The 20951-nt window shown below is 33.6% G+C and carries 22 protein-coding genes and 3 tRNA genes; 10 read left to right on the top strand and 15 right to left on the bottom strand.

Features of this window, described 5'->3' with window-relative positions:
• Positions 1–27: 27 nt before the first annotated feature.
• Positions 28–1065 (top strand): 2TM domain-containing protein, encoded by a 1038-nt coding sequence (locus tag EW093_RS10130; protein ID WP_149568292.1) that lies wholly within the window; start codon positions 28–30, stop codon positions 1063–1065.
• Here EW093_RS10130 and EW093_RS10125 read toward each other — a convergent pair.
• Complete coding sequence (locus EW093_RS10125; protein WP_187759668.1) at positions 1049–1999, bottom strand: alpha/beta hydrolase; 951 nt, start codon at positions 1997–1999, stop codon at positions 1049–1051. The two genes, EW093_RS10130 and EW093_RS10125, sit on opposite strands and share 17 nt — an antisense overlap.
• Position 2000: 1 nt before the next feature.
• Positions 2001–2651, bottom strand: coding sequence for an NAD(+) diphosphatase (nudC, locus tag EW093_RS10120; protein WP_149568290.1), 651 nt, complete (start codon positions 2649–2651; stop codon positions 2001–2003).
• 71 nt (positions 2652–2722) lie between these two features.
• Here nudC and EW093_RS10115 point away from each other — a divergent pair, with 71 nt between their 5' ends.
• The 5 genes from EW093_RS10115 to EW093_RS10095 all read left to right on the top strand — a co-directional run bounded on the left by EW093_RS10115 (position 2723) and on the right by EW093_RS10095 (position 5693).
• On the top strand, positions 2723–3064 hold the full coding sequence (locus tag EW093_RS10115; RefSeq protein WP_149568289.1) for a hypothetical protein: 342 nt from the start codon (positions 2723–2725) through the stop codon (positions 3062–3064).
• Positions 3054–3647 carry a hypothetical protein gene (locus EW093_RS10110; RefSeq protein WP_149568288.1) on the top strand — a complete coding sequence of 198 codons (594 nt, stop codon included), beginning with the start codon at positions 3054–3056 and terminating at the stop codon, positions 3645–3647. The genes EW093_RS10115 and EW093_RS10110 overlap by 11 nt, the downstream gene beginning before the upstream one ends.
• On the top strand, positions 3628–4257 hold the full coding sequence (locus EW093_RS10105; RefSeq protein WP_149568287.1) for a hypothetical protein: 630 nt from the start codon (positions 3628–3630) through the stop codon (positions 4255–4257). The genes EW093_RS10110 and EW093_RS10105 overlap by 20 nt, the downstream gene beginning before the upstream one ends.
• On the top strand, positions 4254–4775 hold the full coding sequence (locus EW093_RS10100) for an ECF transporter S component (RefSeq protein WP_149568286.1): 522 nt from the start codon (positions 4254–4256) through the stop codon (positions 4773–4775). Before EW093_RS10105 ends, EW093_RS10100 begins: the two co-directional genes overlap by 4 nt.
• A gap of 87 nt (positions 4776–4862) precedes the next feature.
• A complete protein-coding gene (locus tag EW093_RS10095; protein WP_149568285.1) occupies positions 4863–5693 on the top strand; it encodes a M14 family metallopeptidase in 831 nt (276 codons plus the stop codon).
• Here EW093_RS10095 and EW093_RS10090 read toward each other — a convergent pair.
• The 11 genes from EW093_RS10090 to EW093_RS10040 form a co-directional block, all read right to left on the bottom strand.
• Positions 5679–6581: a DMT family transporter gene (locus tag EW093_RS10090; protein WP_223111594.1), complete on the bottom strand. Its 903-nt coding sequence runs from the start codon at positions 6579–6581 to the stop codon at positions 5679–5681. The two genes, EW093_RS10095 and EW093_RS10090, sit on opposite strands and share 15 nt — an antisense overlap.
• Before the next feature lie 2 nt (positions 6582–6583).
• Positions 6584–6790: a hypothetical protein gene (locus EW093_RS10085; protein WP_149568283.1), complete on the bottom strand. Its 207-nt coding sequence runs from the start codon at positions 6788–6790 to the stop codon at positions 6584–6586.
• A gap of 1 nt (position 6791) precedes the next feature.
• Positions 6792–7904 (bottom strand): GGDEF domain-containing protein, encoded by a 1113-nt coding sequence (locus tag EW093_RS10080; protein WP_149568282.1) that lies wholly within the window; start codon positions 7902–7904, stop codon positions 6792–6794.
• A gap of 67 nt (positions 7905–7971) precedes the next feature.
• Positions 7972–8988 (bottom strand): SIS domain-containing protein, encoded by a 1017-nt coding sequence (locus EW093_RS10075; RefSeq protein WP_149568281.1) that lies wholly within the window; start codon positions 8986–8988, stop codon positions 7972–7974.
• Positions 8989–9003: 15 nt separating this feature from the next.
• Positions 9004–10212: a diphosphate--fructose-6-phosphate 1-phosphotransferase gene (locus EW093_RS10070; protein WP_149568280.1), complete on the bottom strand. Its 1209-nt coding sequence runs from the start codon at positions 10210–10212 to the stop codon at positions 9004–9006.
• 10 nt (positions 10213–10222) lie between these two features.
• Positions 10223–10888, bottom strand: a complete 666-nt coding sequence (locus EW093_RS10065) for a carbohydrate-binding family 9-like protein (RefSeq protein ID WP_149568279.1) — start codon at positions 10886–10888, stop codon at positions 10223–10225.
• Positions 10869–11975 (bottom strand): ROK family transcriptional regulator, encoded by a 1107-nt coding sequence (locus EW093_RS10060; protein ID WP_149568278.1) that lies wholly within the window; start codon positions 11973–11975, stop codon positions 10869–10871. The genes EW093_RS10065 and EW093_RS10060 overlap by 20 nt, the downstream gene beginning before the upstream one ends.
• A gap of 60 nt (positions 11976–12035) precedes the next feature.
• Positions 12036–12380, bottom strand: a complete 345-nt coding sequence (locus EW093_RS10055) for a hypothetical protein (RefSeq protein ID WP_149568277.1) — start codon at positions 12378–12380, stop codon at positions 12036–12038.
• Positions 12381–12385: 5 nt separating this feature from the next.
• The gene (locus EW093_RS10050) at positions 12386–14143 is read right to left on the bottom strand and encodes an ATP-binding protein (RefSeq protein ID WP_149568276.1); all 1758 of its coding nucleotides are present in this window, start codon (positions 14141–14143) and stop codon (positions 12386–12388) included.
• Positions 14140–14829: a response regulator gene (locus tag EW093_RS10045; protein WP_149568275.1), complete on the bottom strand. Its 690-nt coding sequence runs from the start codon at positions 14827–14829 to the stop codon at positions 14140–14142. Before EW093_RS10045 ends, EW093_RS10050 begins: the two co-directional genes overlap by 4 nt.
• A 62-nt stretch (positions 14830–14891) precedes the next feature.
• Entirely contained in the window at positions 14892–16439 is a 1548-nt protein-coding gene (locus EW093_RS10040) for an HD domain-containing phosphohydrolase (RefSeq protein ID WP_149568274.1), read from the bottom strand.
• Positions 16440–16650: 211 nt separating this feature from the next.
• Between EW093_RS10040 and alr the strand changes: the two genes are divergently transcribed.
• The 4 genes from alr (at position 16651) to EW093_RS10020 (ending at position 18094) form a co-directional block, all read left to right on the top strand.
• Complete coding sequence (alr, locus tag EW093_RS10035) at positions 16651–17742, top strand: alanine racemase (protein WP_149568273.1); 1092 nt, start codon at positions 16651–16653, stop codon at positions 17740–17742.
• Between the two features lie 69 nt (positions 17743–17811).
• A tRNA-Arg gene (locus EW093_RS10030) sits at positions 17812–17884 on the top strand.
• Between the two features lie 17 nt (positions 17885–17901).
• Positions 17902–17975 (top strand) — tRNA-Asp (locus EW093_RS10025).
• A 45-nt stretch (positions 17976–18020) separates the two neighbouring features.
• A tRNA-Asp gene (locus EW093_RS10020) sits at positions 18021–18094 on the top strand.
• 59 nt (positions 18095–18153) lie between these two features.
• Here the strand turns inward: EW093_RS10020 and EW093_RS10015 are convergent.
• Positions 18154–19485, bottom strand: a complete 1332-nt coding sequence (locus EW093_RS10015; RefSeq protein ID WP_149568272.1) for a hypothetical protein — start codon at positions 19483–19485, stop codon at positions 18154–18156.
• Positions 19486–19757: 272 nt separating this feature from the next.
• Positions 19758–20885 (bottom strand): FGGY family carbohydrate kinase, encoded by a 1128-nt coding sequence (locus tag EW093_RS10010; RefSeq protein WP_149568271.1) that lies wholly within the window; start codon positions 20883–20885, stop codon positions 19758–19760.
• Positions 20886–20951 lie beyond the last annotated feature (66 nt).

Raw genomic sequence — 20951 nt, 5'->3', positions numbered from 1 at the left:
ATCCAAATTTGAATAGAGAATTTAATCATGAATTTAAAAGTATATAAAGAAAAAGTAAAAAGCAAAGAGATAAAATCCTATAATAATCTACGAACACATCTCACAACTTACATAGCAGTAAACATTGGTATATTTATATTAAATATGATGACTTCACCTAGTTTTCCCTGGTTTCTATTTGTAACAGGAGGATGGGGTATAGGAATGGTTTCCCATTGGGGAGAGCGATTTATCGCTTTAAAAAATCTAGATGATGTTATAAATATAACAGACATGGATACTAAAGATTTAGAAGAGCTTATTAAATCCCATAGACTAAGACACAACTTTTATCAGCATATAATAAGTAATATTGCGGTTTCCATATACCTATTAACAATAAACATAATAACATCAACAGCTTTTATGTGGTCTTTTATACCAATCGTAGCCATGGGTATTGGAGTAGCCTCCCACTGGGCTTCCTATACAAACAGGAAGAGTTATGAAGAACCAATAAATATAGACCCTAATGACATAAGTGACATTCTAACAAACAGTCAACTCCAAAGAGCTATAGTTCTAAGAGAGTCAATCCTATCGACAATTGTTGAGATAAGACATAAGTTTAAGGATTTTGCTTCGGATATTCTACCTAAAATAGATAGCTATGTAGAGACCATACAACTACTAACTCAAAAAGAAGAGGATTTAGATGAACTTTTAAAGGAGAGTTCAACTAATGACTTAATTCTTGATAAGGAAGAGTTAAAAAACAAAAAAGGGAACACTGACTCACCAGTATTAATTACGGAGTATAACAGACTAATAGATGATATCGATAATCATATTACTACAATAAAGAAGTTAGAAGAGGATAAGGAGCTTTTGAAATTAAAGATTACCTCATCCATTAATAGCTTAAAACATCTTAATTTAGAACTTGTTGGAATCAAGAGTCAAACAACACTTGAGGACTCCTCAATATTAGATGACTTTGATAAGAAATCTTCAGAGTTAGCGCTTTATTATAAAGACCTATTAGAGAGCTATAACGAGTTATCCAACACTAGTAGTAAAAATTAAAAGCCTTATTGATCACGTTTATACCATCCCACTCCTCATCAAGGAATAAGGTGTGGGTTCCATCTTTATAAATTAAAACCTCACTCTTATTATATAACTCTTTTATAAATTTTATATTATATCTCCAACTTACAATTCGATCTTTATCCCCTTGTAATACAATAATTTCATCATCCATTTTATTATAATTTTCTAACTTCTTATTCCATTTTGTAAGTTCATCAAACCAATGCATAGGAAATGTGCTAACAGCTAAAGGGCCAGTCCATCGTGTATCTAACTTCTTTATAAAAGGCCTAGTAATAAACCTTGTAATCTTAGAGGTATACCAATATGAAGAATGGATTAAAGGAGCTATTAAAATAACTTTTTTAAACTCCCACCCATATTTCTGGTTATATATTATTAAAGATGAGCCACCGGTGCTATGACCAACCGCAAAATCTGGTTTTAATCCCTTGTCTGTTAAGATTTTAATAAAATCAGAGACTACAACTGCATAATCATCAAAGTTATCTATATCACCCCTATCTCCACCAGCTAAGCCGTGGCCTGGAAGTGTTAAAGCTGCAATTACGTATCCATCTTTTAATAATCTATTTCCTATATATCGCAATCCTCTACTATTACCAGCATAACCATGTATAAAAAGGACAGTACCCTTTGTTTGAACTTGTGGAGTGAATATCACTCCATTCATCTTCTCCCCTATGGAATTAAACCATACAGGAAAGTATTTGCTATTAGGAAGATCCTTAGTATATTCATCAAAGTACCTATCAAAAAGTTGATCAGCTTCTATCCAATCTTCGTAAACGTAGGATCTTAATCCTCTAAGTTCATCCCTAGAATCCAGTACCTCTTGACTCTCTTTAGTATATGTCTGACATGAGAAGACCAAAATAGAGATGAAAATAAGACTGGTAACTTTCAACTTACATCCCTGTAACATAATGATCTATTAAATCCCTAGAAATACTAATCTTAGGAGGCAGATCCGGTAAATTTTCCCGAGTAAACCAATCTGCTCTGTCTATCTCCTCTTGATCTACTACAATCTCTCCTGAACTATACTCAGCAGTAAATGCTAACATTAGGGATGATGTAAAACCCCAGTTTTGACTTGCAAAATATTTTATATTCTTAACCTCAATTCCAACCTCTTCCCTTATCTCCCTGGCTACAGTCTCTTCAAGGTTTTCCCCTATATCCACAAAACCTGCAACTACAGAATACAAATTCTCAGGAAAGTTCTTATTATGGGCTAATAAAATTTTATCATCCTTTATTATTGAGACAATTATTGCAGGAAACATAGCTTGATAAAAACGTTCTTGACACTTTGGACAAACCATACACTGATCATCAATATCGAATGTTGTTTTACTGCCACAGGTACCACAAAAGTTATGACGTCGCTTCCAATTATCTACCTGATACTCTTTTAATATATTATTAAGCTCCTGACCACTTATAAGGGAAGCTAAATCCATTAAAGGGATAAACTCTGCATCATCACCCACATTTTCTAACAGAACACTATTATCTTTTTTACTTACTAAAACTGAATTACCTTTAAAAATCATATTTCATTATAGCTAAAAAAGACTAGTGCAATCTACTCTATTAAGTTATTATAATTTTCCTAGGGAGAGAGATGAGGTTTTTAACAATTGAGTATAATAAAGAGTTTATATCTAACAGAATAAAGGATGAACTACTCTTAAATGATATATGGAATTATACAGAGATAGAAAAAAAAATTCTTATAGACATAGAAACAAAGTTCAATTATAAAATTGAACCATCAAGAAACATAAATACACTAAGTGGTGGGCAACGATCAATAGCGTATCTTGTAACTCTAAGTTATATAATATTGGAAAAGAAGTTAGAAAAAGTAACCCTAAATTTAGTAAATATAACCCAATCCCTATCTCCTAAAAGCAGAGAGAAGCTAGAAAAATACCTAGAAGAGAGGGGTATATATGTTGCTTAGGAAGGGAGTATACAACGATAAACTATCCCAACTAACTTACAATCTAAAAGAGAGCATAGATTCCCCAACAGGTATATATCTTATAAAAGGAGAGAATGGGGTAGGTAAAAGTCGCTTTATAGAAGGGGTACTACTTAAAGAGCTAAAAAAACAGGATAAATCTATACTCTATTTTGCCCAGGATATTGAGAATCAGATACTCTGTTATAACCTTATAAATCTAGTAAAAGTATTTGTTGAAACTCTTAAAAAGCAGGGGTCTTTTTTTAAAACAATTTTTTTAAATGATGATAGTCACAATAATATACCCCTTGAGTTTAATGATGAGACAACACTAACCCCAACAGACGACTCAAAAAAGAGTTTTATTATTACTGAGTGTTCTAAATATAGTAATTTAGATGTGGTTATATTTGACGAGGCTGATAAGTACTTTGGGAAAGTTGAAGATTTTATAACTTTTGTAGAGAACCTAAAGTGTAAACATATATTTATTATTTCTCATCTTTTCAAAACAGAGTATCAAACCCTACAGCTAAGTAGTAAAGAGGGAGGAGTTAATATTGAACTCTTTAATAGTTAAAGCTAGGTTTAAGTTTATTTTATATACTCTGCAAATATTTGTATTTGTAATAACTTCAACCACTGTTTTTAGAGAGAGCATACCCTATCAGCTTACGATTTTTCTTATATTCACTACCTACTTTTTTTTAAGTAACAGAGAGAGACTTCTTACTTTTCTAAACTTTACAAAATTTTTACTTATAGCAATAGTTCTTCTACACACAATATTTTTTACATATAAATACCTAGTAATGGGTAGAGAATTTGCTTTAGAATTTTATATAGAGAGATGGAAATCTATTGTATTAAGAATTTTCATTATTCCAAACCTCTTTGCATTTATAAATATTATATTTTCTAAGATAGGGTTTATAGATATAATCCTTTTAACAGGAAATAGTCCTCTAAGTAAGATTTTTTACATATTAATGGTCTCTGGAACAGAGGTAATGGAGAGATTAAAAATACATTATGAATATCACCCACTAAACAGAACAAATAGGGGGCTACAAAAAATTTATCACTATTTAGCGGTTCCATTAACCCTATTTTTTGGAATATATAGAGGTTTTGAAACAAAATATAAAATTCTCTTAGAGAGAGAGAGAGTATTAGAGGAGAAAATATGACAAAAAGGGTAATTACTTTATTAGTATTATTTGCAACAGTGACACTTACAACTATATTTATAGCGGTACCTGTAGGTGTGGGTTTTTTCAATTTTAGTGATATTGCAGTTGTTTTTGCAGGATTATTTATAGCCCACTTTATTAAAGAGGGTGATTGGGGAAATATGATAGCCGCATTTTTAGTAGCTGGTCTTGGGGCGGCAACAGCAGATATAGTTATAGGGTATGGAATGTTTGCACCTATGACTCTTATAGCTAAGGGTTTAGAGGCTTCCATGGCCTACCTATCTTATAATAAAAAAGGTATAAAACATCTTCTACTACTATTGACTGGTGGTCTATTAATGGTTGCAACCTATTTTATTGGAGAAGCTTTTTTCTTAAAGGATATAGGTGGAATGGAGATGGCTATTGGTGAAGTTTTCCCAACTAATACTATCCAGCTTTTTGGAGGTATTATTGGAGGACGAATTCTCTTTTTAGTAGCAAGTAAAATTATTAAAAAAGAGAGTAACTAATATAGATTGGAGGAGTTTTATGTTCCTCCAAAATCAATCCACTTCTACCTTGCAGAACATCTAATAATAAACTAGTTTTAAAATATAATGAAAATTAAACTTTTATTCATATTACTTAGTCTATCCCAACTTCTCTTCTCCCAAGAGAGTTTAGGTCTCGATTCAGGGAAAAGAGATATTTTACTATTCAATAACGGTGTAGATTCTAATAGAGCACTTTTAATAATAGCAGGTATACACGGAGATGAGCGGGAAACTGTTACAGTTGCTAACTTTTTAAAAGATACTCTTAATGGAAATAAAACAATCTATTTTATTCCATCGGTCAACCCAACACTCTACTCTAAAGAGGTTAATAGAAGGGGTTATCTTAGGGAGCAGTTAGATAGTAGAGGATATATAAAAGATGGTAGCGATCTAACTAAATTCAATAAAACTCTCTACTACAGGATCTTTTATGGTAATCAAAATACATATATAAATGGTATAGACCACTATGTTGACCCCAACAGGGACTTTATAAACAGAGTTCTTCCAACTACAAAAGTTTTAATAGACTTAATTGATAGACTACTAGAGAGACATTCTGAGCTTATTATCCTCTCTCTACATGGGTATATGTCTGGGGGAAGAGTATACCCCGAGTACAAGATAACTAGGGGAAATAACTTTATTGTAGAGAGTCGTCCATGGGAAATAGCCCAATTACTTGGAAAAGGAATTGGATATAAACCAGAGATGATGTACTCACCTGCTATCCCGATCTTAGATAGATTTAAAGGGGAGTTTATCGCTTACACCGGTAAAATAGATAGGGTCATAGCCCTAGATATAGAGCTAGATAGCGACTCTAAAAATAATAGTCAGAGGGTTTTAAATGGTATTAATTCCCTACTTAACTACCTAGATAAAGAGTAGAGATACACCAAAAACCGCCACTATTGCCCCAAATACTTCTCTTTTAAATATCTTTGTTTTGTAAATGAAAACGTGGGGAACTATTATTGCCACAGGCAGTATGGATGTAATTGTAGATGCAATTCCCATACTTGTATATGTTATTGCAACAAGGGAGAGTGTTACACCTATAAATGGCCCAAAAAATGACCCTATGGCAACATCCCCAATAGCCTTAAGATCTTTAAAGGATTTAAAAACATAGGACCATCTTTTTGTAATAAAAAATAGAATAATAAAACAGACTGTTGCAGATATAATTCTTATCTGTGTTGAAGCAATTGGATCGTAGGTTCCCCCACTCTCTAAAGCCATACCCAACTTACTTAACCCTATACCAAATGCCTGTCCCACAGCACCAATTATTGCCAACAGAACACCCTCTAGGGGATGGGAAAATTTATATCTCTTATTATCCTTTTTTAAAATAACTAAACCTATTCCAAAAATAGTAATAAACATACCAACTATAGCATAGATAGACATGGTCTCCTTAAACATAAAAAAACCAAGCAGAGCAGATATAGGTGGAGCAAGGGAGTATATTAAAAGGGATATTCTTGAGCCTATTAAAACAAAGGCTCTAAAAAGGCATAAATCACCAATAAATAGACCAACAACACCAGATAGAGATAACCAAAACCAGGATTTTGGAGTTGCATCTACTGGAAAAAATAGACCTCTACTAAATAGTGTAAAAATTGAGATAAAAATAAATGCCATCACTAATCGAATTATATTAACTGGCATTGAACCTATTTTTTTACCAGCACTTTCAAAGGCTATAGAACAGATAACCCAACAGAATACAGTACCAAATGCGGATATTTCCCCTAAATAGTTTGCCACTGTTATTTAACTACGGAAAAAGATGGTTTCTTTTTATCAAGGGATAGTACAAGGGTTTTTTTATCCTCTTCATGGGGTTGAATCCGAATAACTCTTCCACCCTCCTCAGACTCGAAATTTAGGTAGATTCCCTCTTCGCTCTTTGTTAACTTTACAATTATTCCACTACCACTAACTTCAATAACTTCTTTTAAGTCTAAATCTATCAATTTAACCTCCAGATACTATGAGATTCCTACCAAGGTGTTTAGCCTTGTACAATCTATCATCAATTATAGTGATAAACTCCTCTTCCGTATACTGGCCTATTTCAGAAACATCCCCAATCCCACAGGAGAAGGTAAATTTAATAAGTTGGTCATGGAACTTGTTCTCAAGAAACCCAACTTTTACTTTTAATCTATTAACTATTTTTTTTGCCTCAGATTTATCTATTGAAGGAAACATAATAATAAACTCCTCTCCACCAAATCTAGCAACAACATCGTAGGGGCGAACCTCTCTAGTTATTAAGTCGGCAAACTTTTTTAAAATATAATCCCCTGCTAAATGCCCATACTCATCATTAATTTTTTTAAAATAGTCTAAGTCTAACATCGCAACTGAAAAAACTTGGTGATTACGTTTATATAGATTTAACTCCCTTGAAAAAGTTTCAAAAAAGAATCTTCTATTCTTAAGCTTGGTTAGTTCGTCGGTTACAGATATCTCTTCCAACTTCTTTAAGGTCTGCTTTCTTTCTGTATTATCAATAATAATACCTATAAACTGGTTTGGCCTTCCATCAATATCCCGGCCTATACACCTTCCACGTATAATTACCCACTTATTAACAAAGGGGAAACAGGCTTCTTCATCAAAGACAGGTGTATCTAGGTTTTCTATATAGTCCAGAATCTTCTTTAAATATCTGTTTTGTATTAACTCTTCATATGTATAATAACTCTTTGTTTCCCCTAAAATATTAGCTCCTGATGCATCAAATTTAAGTATCCCAGCACTTACAGAGTACTGCCAAGAGCATAATTGCCCCACATCAAGTAAGATATCAACCCTACACTTTTCCCTAGAAAGCTCCCTCTCCTTATTGATAAGGATATTTTTTGTTTGATGTTTTTTATAACGAAAAACCCCTACCCTGTAAAAAAAAACAAAAAAGATAATAATTGATAGAAAGAACATATACAGCTGAATAATAGAGTTATTAAAGATAAACATAGCAGATAATAAGGTTATGATTCCAACAAAACCTAAAAAAAATAGAAATACAGGATACTTTTTAAATATAACTTTTAGATGAAATAAGTTATTTTCACTTTTCACATAGTAATTTTAGCACAACAATATAATTAAAGCCATCAAACTATTTTTTGATGGCTTTATTTATTTATTATTCAGGAATAAACTCATTCCCGACTTTACGTGCTCTAACAGGTTTATCAATCTCTATTCCTAGCTTTATACCAGTATCAACTAACAAGTTCCACCCTGCTGCTAATTCAACATAGTTTTGGTAGTGATCAACTTTAGGGATTTTAATTGTTGGAAATATTGTATCCCTGGTTGAAATAGCTATAATTGTAAGACCTACACCATCAACTAGACACTCTTTAAATTTCTCCTCTTCAGCTTCAAAAGGGTCAATAACAATAATTACATCTTCCTTATTTTGAACCTCTTCAATACCATGGGCTGCATAAGTACCCTCTAGGTAGTCAGATTTTTTTCGAGTGATCTCATTAGTTTTTAGTGTTAACTCTTCTGCAACTCCATTATTTCTACCTGCAAAATAGATAGTTCCAGCGTTGGCTATTTTGTTAATTAGCTCAGGATCAATCTCTTGGGTTAATACAGTTTCTACAGCATTAGCAGCAACTTCTAAACTTGGCATCTCCTTATCATTTACGGCGTGTACAATAGAATCAACAACCAAAGCCTGCTCGATTACAGACTTTGTAGCTGCAACTGCCATCTCTGGACCGCAGGATAAAACAGTTGATTGTTTAGGAAGATCAGCAACAGGAGTATTATCAAAGGCTGTAATACCAAAAAAGGCGTTGTGGTTATCTTTAGTTAATTTATGGTAGAGTCGTACTAACTCCTTAGTTTTACCAGAATTAGATAGACCAATTACAGCATAATCACTTAAATCATACTCTAGGGCCTGTGTCGCTCCATCTGTAGCACTAGGTTTATGTCCCGAATCCTTCATTGTTTCATAAATAGCTCTTTTTCCTGGAAAAAGTCTTGATGACCCCTCTCCTGTATAAAAAATACCTTTCTTTGCCTTAATATCAGCGCTATATTTCTTTCCTATATTTACATCAAAGTTTCTCATAACCTCTACTGTTTCCAACATTTCTTTAGTTAGTGAGTACTGTGAATATTTTTTATCTGTTAAGTTCATTTTTATCTCCTTGGATTATTTTTTTACAAATATTGGTTGAAGTTCTACGTAGTTTGGAAGGTCCGTTACCAATGGCTTTAGATACTCTAAAGCTTTCTCTGTAACAAAGTTTCCTCTCTCATTAATAAAATCATCTGGCATAGATTTTGCTCTAACCGCAACATTAGATAGAGGTGTTTTTCCTACCTTAGCTTGATAAGGGGAGTTTGATACCCTCTCAATAGTTACCATAAAACCTGTTTCACCTGATTCTGCTAACCTTACAGCCTCAACACCACAATCAAACGCTTCTTGTAGGTCACTTTTAGTAGCTCTATCATGGGCAGACATATTTAGAGACTCAATTATTTGAAATTCTCCCCGCTCCCCTGTTGCTTCTCTTAATATCTTATGAACATTTAGAGCAACTGATGCGCCACCCATAGCTCCGAACTCTGTATTATTAAACTTATCTTTAGTAACAGCTGCAGAAACTGGAGTTCCATCTTCATAACAAATTCCCTCTGATACAACAACTGATACCCAACCATACTTCTCTATGCATGCTTTAGCATCTTCTACAAATTCTTTAGCATTAAATTTTCGCTCTGGACAGTATATCAAGTGAGGAGCATCGTCTTCTTTCTTCTTCCCACACGCTGCAGCAGCTGCTAACCAACCCGCATCTCGACCAATAGTTTGAAAAACAACAAACTTATCAACCTTTTTCATATCCCTAGCTAACTGACCACCCTGCATTACAGATAAGGCGTTAAATCTAGCAGCTGATGCAAAACCAGGAGTATGGTCAGTTCCATATAGGTCATTATCTACGGTTTTTGGTATTCCAATTCCTTTTAACTCATACCCAACTTCCTTACAGTATGCTTCTACTCTATGAACAGTATCCATTGTATCGTTTCCACCAATTAGGAAAAAATATCTAATATCATATTTTTTTAAAACTTCCATAATTTTAGGAAAGTGTTCATCCTGAAGCTTTAATCTAGATGACCCTAGCGCAGAGGATGGAGTCTCTCTTAAACCTTCTAGTATCTCCTTTGGCTGAGCAGTTAAATCATACAACCACTCATTCATAAACCCCTCAATCCCATAGTTCATTCCATAAACATTATCTATAGAATCACTTTTTATTGCAGCATCAATCACTCCTGCTAAAGACGAGTTAATTACAGATGTAGGACCTCCTGACTGTCCAATAATTGCATTTCCTTTTAATGACATAATTCCTCCACTATTTAAAATTTATTTGGCCAAAAAACTCAGGCCTATGAAAGTCTGGATCTTTGGTCTCTATTTTATTCCATGATATAAAATGTGGTTTAGACATTTCGTCTCCACACTTATAAAAGTTAGCTCTACCACTACTGCCTTTAATCTCTTCTATATTTTTTGTTGTAAAAAGCTCAAGTGGTATCTCTACAACAAGGTTCCATGGTTCAAAAATCTCTTTCTCCGTAAATGTTTTATCACCAAGGGTTGAAAAAGTTCTAATTTTTTTTACTTTATCTGAACTCATTGTTGTACCACTACTTCTATCAAATCCGGATCCACCATATTTTGTTCCAATACAGTTAAATTCAAAGTTAAAGTATCTCTCTAAATCCATCGATACAAAGAACTCTACACAACTATCCTTATAAACAGGAGAGTTAATTTCTGATTTTGTCGCTAAAACTGAGCCTTCAAAAACTCTGTAGTTTATATAAATGGCATAGTCCGAATATGCTATATTAAAGCTAACTTCAGGTTTATAACTATAATCACTCCAATTTACACTATCAATTTTGTGACTATCCAATTCTTCAAGCCTAGTCCTAATATCCTTTAGGTCACAACCCTGGTCTATTGTTAAGTAATTTATATCTAGATTCTTCAGATTATCTCCCCCTTTTCTCACTTCTTAAACTTAATATATTTTCCCAGGTTAACTTTGTAACTCTTTGGTTATCTAGTCCGGGGATTTTAAATAATCTTTCAATAAACATACTTGCAGCTCCAAAAGATACGTCAAACTCCCTTCTATTTGAAAAGAGAACTTCGCACTTATTATTAATAGATGATTTCCCTACAATATCAGTTATTAACTCTTGATGGTTTATAAACTCGCCTCCTAAAAACAGATGGCTTGGATTTAGAAAGGATATAAATTGGGTTAACTTTTTAATTAATTTTGTAAAAAAAGTATTGTAGTCTCTAATAAGATGACTATCTTCAACTAAGTCATCACCTAATTCTCCGGCGGCAAAATTACTTCCATAATAGACATCACCATTTATAACAATACCGAACCCTATCTCTAACTTACTCTCAGCTTCCCTGTCCCCATGGAATTCTAATATCGAGTATAGGAAATTTTTAATACTATCTTCCTTTCTATCCTCTAAAACACCCCATGCACAACAGTTAGCATCATTGTCTAAAACCACTGGAAAATCGAATAGTTTAGAAAAGTCCTCAACATATCCACTCTCTTTAAAAAATGGACTAGAAGCTAGAATTGTATTATTTTCAGGATCAATATGCCCTGGGAGGCCAATACCAATACCAAGAAGGGGAGAGTTATTTCTATCTAGATATGTTTTTAACTCAGTATAGATAGAAGAGACTATCTCATAAAGGTTTAAACTACTCCCTATATTGCCACTTCGATTCCATATAATTGAACCATCAATATTCATTAGAGTTGCTCTATATAGATTTATCTGAATTTCTAAACCTAAAACAGTTCCAAAATCCCTATTTAATCCTAATAAAACAGGCTTTCGCCCTCCCTTTGAGACAGAGGAACCCTCAGCAAGTTCAACAAGTAGCTCACCCTCGATTAGTTTAGATACAATATTAGTTATTGTGGACCTGTCTAGCCCAAGCTCCCGGGATATATCAATCCGAGAAATCTGTTTATTAACCCTTATGGTCTGCATTACTAAAGAGATATTAGCTTTTTTCTGAAAAGCCTTATTATCCGCCACTGTTTCTAACTCCATTATTGTTTGTTTATTAAATCAACAATTAGTTATAGTACGGAATTCTTTAAGTCGTCAATGCTATTTTTTACATTTTTGGCAATTTTTATCATCTAAAAAGAGGATTTGGCTTAATTTTAGCCTACCATGGCATGTTTCACATTTAGTGGTATAAGGAAATAATTTTCCCCTTAACAAAATCCCAACAAGAACTCCCACAATAAGAACCAAATAAACTAGGTTTAGGTTATATCCTCTGGCTATTACACTGGACATACCAATATAGATTACACCAAGGTAGAGACTCTGATATAGGGATACTAAACGTTTGTAACCACCATTTTCATTGAATTTACGTTGATACATTGTCATTAACAGCTTAAAAATAAGCAGAACAAAAGTAGCCTTATATATTATATTAATCATCTAAATTACTCCCCAGGGAAGAATAATCTAAAAGTAGAACCTTTATCAACCTTACTCTCTAAAGTTGCATTCCCACCATGTATATTCATAACCCTCTTAACTATTGAGAGCCCAAGACCTGTTCCACCTTGATCTCTACTCCGTCCCCTGTCTACCCGATAAAACCTCTCAAATATCTGCTCTTGATTTTCCAAGGGAATGCCACACCCCTCATCCTGAACCTCGACCATTAAACCTCCATGTATATATCTTGTACTAATCCTAATAGTACTACCCTTAGGACTATATTTTATGGAATTTGACAGTAGGTTTGTTAATGCTTGCTCTGCTAACAGAGGATGGGCGTATATTTGATGATTCTCCCCAATATTAAAAACAATTTCAATTAATGATTTCTCAGCTTTTACAGAGACTATATTTGTTGCACTTGAAATTAAATCAGAGACTGGGAATTTTTCAAACTGAAAACTTGAATCACTCTTCTCTAAACCGGCTAACATTAGTAGATCGTCAATAATGCTATTTAATCTGTTACTATGCCTATAGATAATTTTTAAAAACTTCTCCCTCTGCTCTAAGCTAACATCATTATGAATTAGTGTTTCAATATACCCCTGTATAGCTGTTGCTGGAGTTCGAATCTCATGGGATACATTGGCTACAAACTCCTTTCTCATCCCCTCTAGCCTTACATGCTCTGTTAAGTCATTCATTACTAGAAGTATTCCTAATCGATTATTATCTGCATCATATAGAATAGAACTATGAATTTGGAAGTGATACTTTTTATCTAAAGAGAGAGGTATAATCTTTACAAGGGATTTATTCTCATTTAAACAGAGGGTTACAAACTCCAAAAAAATTTCATTATCTGTTAAGAATCTTATATTATTTCCTACAGTGTATTTATCTTTTTTATTAAAAAGTAACTCTGCAGATCTATTAATCTCATCAATTATAAAGTTATTATTTATTCTAATAACAGGCTCATGCATACTCTCTAACATGGATTTATATCTATTTTTCTGTTTTACTACAGTAGATATTCGCTCTTGTAAAAAGTTCCCCATATTATTAATAGATTTTGATAGGGATGCAATCTCCCTTGGTCCATTCTCGGAGAGAGAGTTATTAAACTCTCCTACAGCGTAACACCCAGCTACTCGTTTAATAGAATTAATAGTAATACTAAATTTTATAGTCATGATATAACATATTGCAACAGAGAGAAGTATAAGAACAATACTAATAATAGTTATGGTTATAGTTACAACCTGAACCCTTTTCTCTAGAAGATCTACGGATATTGAAGTTCTTAAAAAACCTAGAGATTTTGATTTATACTCAATAGGAAGGGAGTAATACATCATCATTTGGTCTAAAGTATCACTAAATCTTAAAACAACAACTGACCTACCAGTTATAGAGTCTTGAATCTCCTCACGGTAGAGGTGGTTATCCATGGTTTCTGAGTCTTTTATAGAGTCAGACAATACAACTCCACTGTTATCTATAACTGTAATCCGAGTTTGGCCATTTATTCCTGCACGGGTAAATCTATCAACTTTTTCAATATTATGAATGTCTTCAACAGGAAATAAATCTAATAAAATCTCTGTTTTTTCAACTAATCGATCCTTCTCAATCTTATATATAAAGTTATTAAAAGTTGTAATACTGTAAATTGCTGAGACACCTATTGAGAGTAATATTATTACTAAAAAGATTGAAAAGAGGGTGGTAAATATACTTCTTTGTTTCATTTGACCTCTTTTAGCTTATATCCAACACCTCTAACTGTTTCAATAAACTGTCCTCTAGTCCCAAGCTTTTTTCTTAAACCTAAAATTTGAACATCTACAGATCTTTGGGTCACTGGATAGTTAGATCCCTTAACGGCATCGATTATTTGATTCCTAGAGAAAACCCATCCAGGAGAGGACATTAGTGTTTTTAAAATATCAAACTCTGTAGAGGAGAGATCTATCTCCTCGCTATCAATACTTACCCTATGACGGCTAATGTCCATAATTATTCCTGAGACATTTAAAGTCTCCCCGACCTCAGGGGAATCATTAGGCCTTCTTAAAACGGTTCTAATTCTTGCTATAAGTATTTTAGGACTAAAGGGTTTTGTCACATAATCATCTGCACCAATTTCAAGTCCAGAGACAATATCTGTATCCTCACCTCTAGCCGTTAACATAATAATTGGAATATGTTTGGTCTTTTTATCCTGTTTTAAAATTTTACAAACATCAAAACCATCAATACCTGGCATCATAAGATCTAGTAGAATTAAATCTGGGATAGAGTTTTTAACTATTTCAATTCCATCTTCACCGTTTGATGCTTTATATACAGTATACCCAGTACACTCTAGGTTAAATGCAATAAGTTCTAAAATATCTTTTTCATCTTCAATTATTAAAATCTTCTCGTGTGCCACTAATAGCCCCTCAAACTTTTGTATCTGATATTATAAAATCAAATTGTTAGAATTTTGTTAAATTATTTATAGGTTCTAAATATTTCACTCATTTCATCTAAATGATCCATAAATAGATCTAAAAGGTTAGGATCAAAGTGACTACCTCTACCCTTTTTCAGGATATCAACTACATAATCCAGGGGTAGTGCCTCTTTATATGGTCTCTCGGATAAAAGAGCATCAAAAACATCGCATATTGATGTTATTCTACCAGCGAGGGGAATATCTTCCCCCTTTAATCCATCAGGGTATCCCTTCCCATCCCACCTTTCATGATGTGTTCCTGCAACATCCCGTATCATTTTTATTAAAGCAGATTCATCCCCTTCAAACATATCTCGTCCTAGTTGGGCATGGGTATTAATTATTGCTCTCTCTTGCAAGGTAAGCTTTCCAGGCTTTAATAGTATTGAGTCTGGGACACCAATTTTCCCAATATCATGCATTGGAGATGCGGTTTTAAAAATCTCAATATAATCTTTACTGCAACCATAGTATTTAGCAAGTAAAACAGAACACTCTGCAACACGCCTTACATGGCCTGCAGTCTCCTTTGATCTAATTGATATAACATTATTTAGCCTATCTAAAAGAGATTTTTGCATATTTATCTGGTCTATATGGGCAATTTCAACCTCATATGAGAGTTTTATATTATCATATGCAGAGTCTAGACTTGATAAAAATATTTTCAAAACAGAGAGGTCTAAACTCTTTATCTTCTCATGACTCTCTATAAAAAGTAGTCTACTATTTTGTGGGTCACTGTGTAGGACAACACCAACAACTACCTGATCTTCAAAAACATGATGCCCATCAAAAAGTGCCTTATCTACAATCTCATGTTCATGACTTGTTAAATATTCAGCGACATCACCGGTTATTTTTTTAAAACGCCCAGTCCCCATAACAGCTTTTAAAACATTTTTATCCCCAACTCTCTCCACCTCAGAGAGAAAGGAGTTCTCCCCTAAAGACATAAAGGAGCTAATTTGTGGCATTAAACCCTTTAAAAAATTATCTGCAGTTCTAGAAGAGCCAATACTCCAAGAAGTTTTAACAAGGGCTTCAAGAGTCCTTCTGTTCTCTTCTTGATCCATCATAATAGCGTAGGCTCTTAAAGAGGCAACTGTGGTTGTAAACAATCTTACAGCTGTAAGCTCTGTTTTAGCCCTATAATCATCAATATCGTAGTTTAAAATAACTTCCTTCTCTGGTGCCAACCCTGGCTGACCAGTTCTTAAAACTATTCTAATAAACTTATTCTCTAAAAAGTTCCTTACCCATTCTATTAATTTAAACCCAGCATCATCTGTTTCCATTACAACATCAAGGAAAATAAGTGCAATATCCTGATTTTCCTTTAAAACTTCTTTTGCCTCTTCCCCACTATAAGCGTGAAAAAAGTCTATACCTCTATCCTTAAAATGAAACTCTTTAAGAACATGAGTTGTAACCATATGGATCTCTTTTTCATCGTCTACGATTAATACTTTCCAGTTCTCATGTTGCTCTGTGATATCATCAATGTCTTCATCTTCATCCATAAACTGGATCTCATCACTCATAAATTAATACCTTCCATACTCAGTTTATACATTATGCCTTAATAACTCAAAATTGTAAAAGAAGAATAACTATTATAAATTGAACCAACACTGAGATGAGAAAAATCCTTAATAATATTAAATATAAACCGTATTTATTCTTTAACATATTAATAGTTTAATACTAATATTAATAATTTCCAGAAAATAACAATATTTATAGGAGAAATCTATGAGAAGCACAAAGGTTATAATACATTTAGAGAATCTAAAAAATAACTTCATAGCAATAAAAAAGCAGTGTAATAACGTTGCGGTTTGTGCTGCAGTTAAGGCTGATGCCTATGGCCACGGGGCTATTGAAGTATCTAAAAGCCTAGAAGATTTTGGTTGTGATTTTTTTGGAGTAGCTACTATCTACGAGGCCTTGGAACTTATAGAAAATGGAATTAAAAGACCAATAATACTCTTCTCCCTACCTACTCCTACAGAGATAAAGGATATCGTTAGGTTGGGTTTAGAGCCTATAATAAGTACAAAAGAACACATAGTTTTATTTGAAAAGCAGTGTGAAAATCAGAAAAAGAATCTAAACATCCATCTGAAAGTAGATACAGGAATGGGAAGAATTGGTTGCCCTCCAGAGGATGCTCTAGACCTGGGAAAGAGGATTTTTAACTCAAAATATCTAAAGTTTAAAGGGCTTTGTACACATTTTTCAACCTCAGAACTAAAGAATCAGGACTATACAAATATTCAATTGGATAGATTTAAAGGGGTAATAAACCAGTTAAAAGGGTCTAACATATCACCTAAATATTTCCATGCTGCAAATTCAGGAGCAATAATTAACAACTCAGAATCCATATTTAACCTTGTAAGAAGCGGAATTAATTTATACGGATACCCGCCTACAGACAGGCTAACCCTAAATTTTGAGCCTGTTTTAGAGTTCAAAACACAAATTGTAGAGTTAAAAAAAGTTAAAAAAGGAACATCAATATCCTATGGAAGAACATATATTACAGAAGAGGAGAGTATTATAGCTACACTTCCAGTTGGATATGCTGATGGATATTTTAGGGCTCTGTCTAATGTTGGAACCGTATATATAAATGGGAATCTATACCCTATTGTTGGTAATATTTGCATGGATCAAATGATGGTTAAAGTTGATGATAAGGTAAAACTCTATGATGAGGTTACTCTAATTGGAAAAGAGAAAGATCAACCTAATGCAGAAAGCTTAGCAGAAGAAGTTGGGACTATAAGCTATGAAATTCTAACTAATATTCACAGAGTTAAAAGGTTTTACAATAAATAGTTCTTTTTTTTTATGCCTTAGGTGTTGACTCTTTTTGATAGTCGTTTTAATATCATCTTCGTTGTTAGCGCCCCGGTAGCTCAGGGGATAGAGCAATCGCCTCCTAAGCGATAGGCCGGCCGTTCGAATCGGCTCCGGGGTATACTTAGGTTGTTAATTGGGAGCATAGCGAAGCTGGTTATCGCGTCGGCCTGTCAAGCCGAAGATCACGGGTTCGATCCCCGTTGTTCTCGTACTCTTTTTTATCTTTTAAGATAAATTAGCGCTAATAACAAATTGGGAGCATAGCGAAGATGGTTATCGCGTCGGCCTGTCAAGCCGAAGATCACGGGTTCGATCCCCGTTGTTCTCGAATAAACGTAATCTTATTGTACTTCTTAGAAGTCTTTAGATTACGTTTTTTTTGCTTTTTTATTCTATTAAATGCTGGTAACCACTCTCGTTTATAATCTTCTGGGCAAAATACTTTAATCTAAAGCTTAGCGTTCTATAATTTCTAGATATATCTTTTTTTGATTTTTCGTAACTTAGTAAAATAGACCTCTCATCCTCTGTTAAAGCGTCTACAAAAGACCTCTTTTCATCCTCAATACTTCCAGAACTAGCATTTTTTGCACTCTTTATTGCTAAAGAGCGATCTAAGTCTTCTATATTTCCACTCTTTAGCCAACTCTTCATTCCATTATAAAAAATAGAGAGTTCCTGTTGAGCAATTACCTGACTCTGTTCAAACTCAAAGTACTTAGAGATATAATCGACCTCTCCATTCTTTCCTTCAACATCCTTTAAAACAGCAATAGCCCTATATATAGTCTCTAAACTCTGGTAATCATCAATATAGTTATTATCGATTCCGATACTCTCAAAATACCCTATAACACTACTTGTCTGGTAATGAGATAGAAAATTTGAAAGCACTAAATCACTAATCTGTTTATTTGCAAAAAGTAGGACTGAATTATTTTTTATAGCGTAGTCAATTACCATATCTACCACCTCTATTTCTTGGGATAAGAGTATCTTTCTAAGTAGATACACGGACTCATTGTTAAAATATAATTCAATTATTTTGCCTTGAACTAGAGGGTTATCTATAAGATAGTAGATATTACCTAAATAATCCTTATTTTCTAAATCATCAAGAATCTCCAATAGTTGTAAAAGATAATCTTTGTGGGCTAATTTTAAGCTATTTAATATATAAAGTTCTGCTCTTTCTCCTAAAGATCTATAGACATTGAAAATTTTCTTAGCAATTAAATCGTTTTTTGTAGTAAGAAGTTCAGGGAATTTATCATAAACTGCATAAACCTTATTATAGGTTAAAAGGTCTAAAGAAATCATCTTTATCCTATCTGAAAGATCAATGAGGTTCTCCGCTAAAAGCCTATAACCAGAACTTCCCCGTTTTGATAGTGCAAACACCGCAGAAGATGAGATATCATCATCCTTGTTATAAAGAGCAGATACTAACCAGTTATTTATACTTGGATTACTCATAAACCCTACAGCGAAAATAAGACCTAACTTCTCTTCCTTATTTAAAGTGTCAAATAACTCTACAACATTAGTATATTTTAAAATATCTGAACCTAACATCTGAAGAAATAGGTCCCTATATTGGGAGTTATTATTAAATAGTCCAACTGAGTATAAATTTACTTCAGTATCATCTAAACCTACAACTAGGTCAGTTAATAACTCTACACTCTTTATAGAATCAACTCTACTTATAAGTTCCATATAATCTATATCAAAACTACCTATATATAAGGTTAGTAGACCCTTAACTTCTAATCTAATGCCCCTATAAGAGTCATCAAAATATAGGTCTATAAGAGATAAAAAGTACTTCTTATCAGGGCTACTCTCTAATTCAGCCAGCCCAATTTTCCAATCCTCAATTTTGTCACTTTTAAAATACTCAAAAATAGATGTTTTTGAAATATTTAAAGGGGGAGGAGTAGATGTACAAGAGGTAAATAAAACGATAATAAGAAGTAAATATTTTTTTATTAGTTGTAACAGACTTTCTCCTTAACCATTCTAGAACAAGCCTCACCTATTGAGGGATAAACCCCTAAAACCAAACTTCCTAAAACCCCATTTCCTACAAGGTCAGACCCCTCAGGATATACTTTTAAAGGAATATCAAATTGAGATGCTTTTTTAATATTTAGCCTCTCTATTCCTGCATGACCACCAACAACCCTAATCTCTTTTATTTTAAGACCGGACTTTACCATTAGATTAATACTATTTTTATACTCATCAATTAATAAATCAAGTCTATCATTTAGTAGATACTCACCTGAGTTAGGAATTAAACCAGCAATTGTATAAAGCCCTGGAATTACATGGGGAAGAGTTCTTAACCCTTCTATCCTAGTTGGATCCGAACAACAGAAGTTAAGCCCCTCACTAGTGCCTGTTCTATCACAGAGGACTCCCTCATAGACTGAACCAGTTCCAAGAATCGACATTATAAAATCTGGTCCACCACAAATTACAGGAAGGCCCTTTCTTAACCCGGAGGTTATAGGATTATCCCTAAGGGTTCCATAAACCTCAAAGGGTGAAATAAACTTTGGAAACATTTTTTGGTCAAGATCTAACTTATCTATCTTATCATCTGTCCAATATAGATCTATAAAGCCATCTTGGGGTAGAAGTGTATATTTCTCGCCAGTTAGCAGATAGGAGATATACTCAGGACAGGATAGAAATGAGATTGTATTTTTATACTCTGTTGGTCTCTCTTTTTTAAACCAAAAAGCCTTACTTAAAAAGAAGTTTGGGGGGATTGGAGAGCCTAAACGCCTTGTAATCTCATCTGCAACAGTTAATGATCTATCATCGATCCAAAGAAGTGCTTTACCTGCAGAATTTCCTGTTTTGTCTACAGGAACAAAAGTGGGCCCATTTCCACTAATAACTATACCAGTTAGACTATCTAATAAATTTGCAGGTATCGAAAGAAAAAGATTAGATAATCCCTTCACCCATTTAGTTGGGTCAACTTCCCGCAGATCTTTGTCTACAGAGAGGTCAATTGCCCTCTTCTCTGAGTAAGAGATTTTTCCATTAAAATCAATTATCCCAACCTTTAAAAATGTGGTTCCAATATCTACGGCTAAAATCATACGCAATTATCCCACTTGTTGGTAAGGATTTCAACCACATCATAGACTTTCTAATGTAAAAGCAAT

It is taken from the genome of Thiospirochaeta perfilievii (genome assembly GCF_008329945.1).
Taxonomy (GTDB): Bacteria; Spirochaetota; Spirochaetia; order DSM-2461; family DSM-2461; genus Thiospirochaeta; species Thiospirochaeta perfilievii.
Note: the sequence above shows the minus strand (reverse complement) of the source record. Positions and strands in the feature narration are given on the sequence as shown.

Coding starts and splice junctions, on each gene's coding strand:
- EW093_RS10130 (WP_149568292.1), top strand. CDS start 28: ATGAATTTAAAAGTATATAAAGAAAAAGTAAAAAGCAAAGAGATAAAA.
- nudC (WP_149568290.1), bottom strand. CDS start 2,651: ATGATTTTTAAAGGTAATTCAGTTTTAGTAAGTAAAAAAGATAATAGT.
- EW093_RS10115 (WP_149568289.1), top strand. CDS start 2,723: ATGAGGTTTTTAACAATTGAGTATAATAAAGAGTTTATATCTAACAGA.
- EW093_RS10110 (WP_149568288.1), top strand. CDS start 3,054: ATGTTGCTTAGGAAGGGAGTATACAACGATAAACTATCCCAACTAACT.
- EW093_RS10100 (WP_149568286.1), top strand. CDS start 4,254: ATGACAAAAAGGGTAATTACTTTATTAGTATTATTTGCAACAGTGACA.
- EW093_RS10095 (WP_149568285.1), top strand. CDS start 4,863: ATGAAAATTAAACTTTTATTCATATTACTTAGTCTATCCCAACTTCTC.
- EW093_RS10075 (WP_149568281.1), bottom strand. CDS start 8,988: ATGAACTTAACAGATAAAAAATATTCACAGTACTCACTAACTAAAGAA.
- EW093_RS10070 (WP_149568280.1), bottom strand. CDS start 10,212: ATGTCATTAAAAGGAAATGCAATTATTGGACAGTCAGGAGGTCCTACA.
- EW093_RS10060 (WP_149568278.1), bottom strand. CDS start 11,975: ATGGAGTTAGAAACAGTGGCGGATAATAAGGCTTTTCAGAAAAAAGCT.
- EW093_RS10055 (WP_149568277.1), bottom strand. CDS start 12,380: ATGATTAATATAATATATAAGGCTACTTTTGTTCTGCTTATTTTTAAG.
- EW093_RS10050 (WP_149568276.1), bottom strand. CDS start 14,143: ATGAAACAAAGAAGTATATTTACCACCCTCTTTTCAATCTTTTTAGTA.
- EW093_RS10040 (WP_149568274.1), bottom strand. CDS start 16,439: ATGAGTGATGAGATCCAGTTTATGGATGAAGATGAAGACATTGATGAT.
- alr (WP_149568273.1), top strand. CDS start 16,651: ATGAGAAGCACAAAGGTTATAATACATTTAGAGAATCTAAAAAATAAC.
- EW093_RS10015 (WP_149568272.1), bottom strand. CDS start 19,485: ATGGAACTTATAAGTAGAGTTGATTCTATAAAGAGTGTAGAGTTATTA.
- EW093_RS10010 (WP_149568271.1), bottom strand. CDS start 20,885: ATGATTTTAGCCGTAGATATTGGAACCACATTTTTAAAGGTTGGGATA.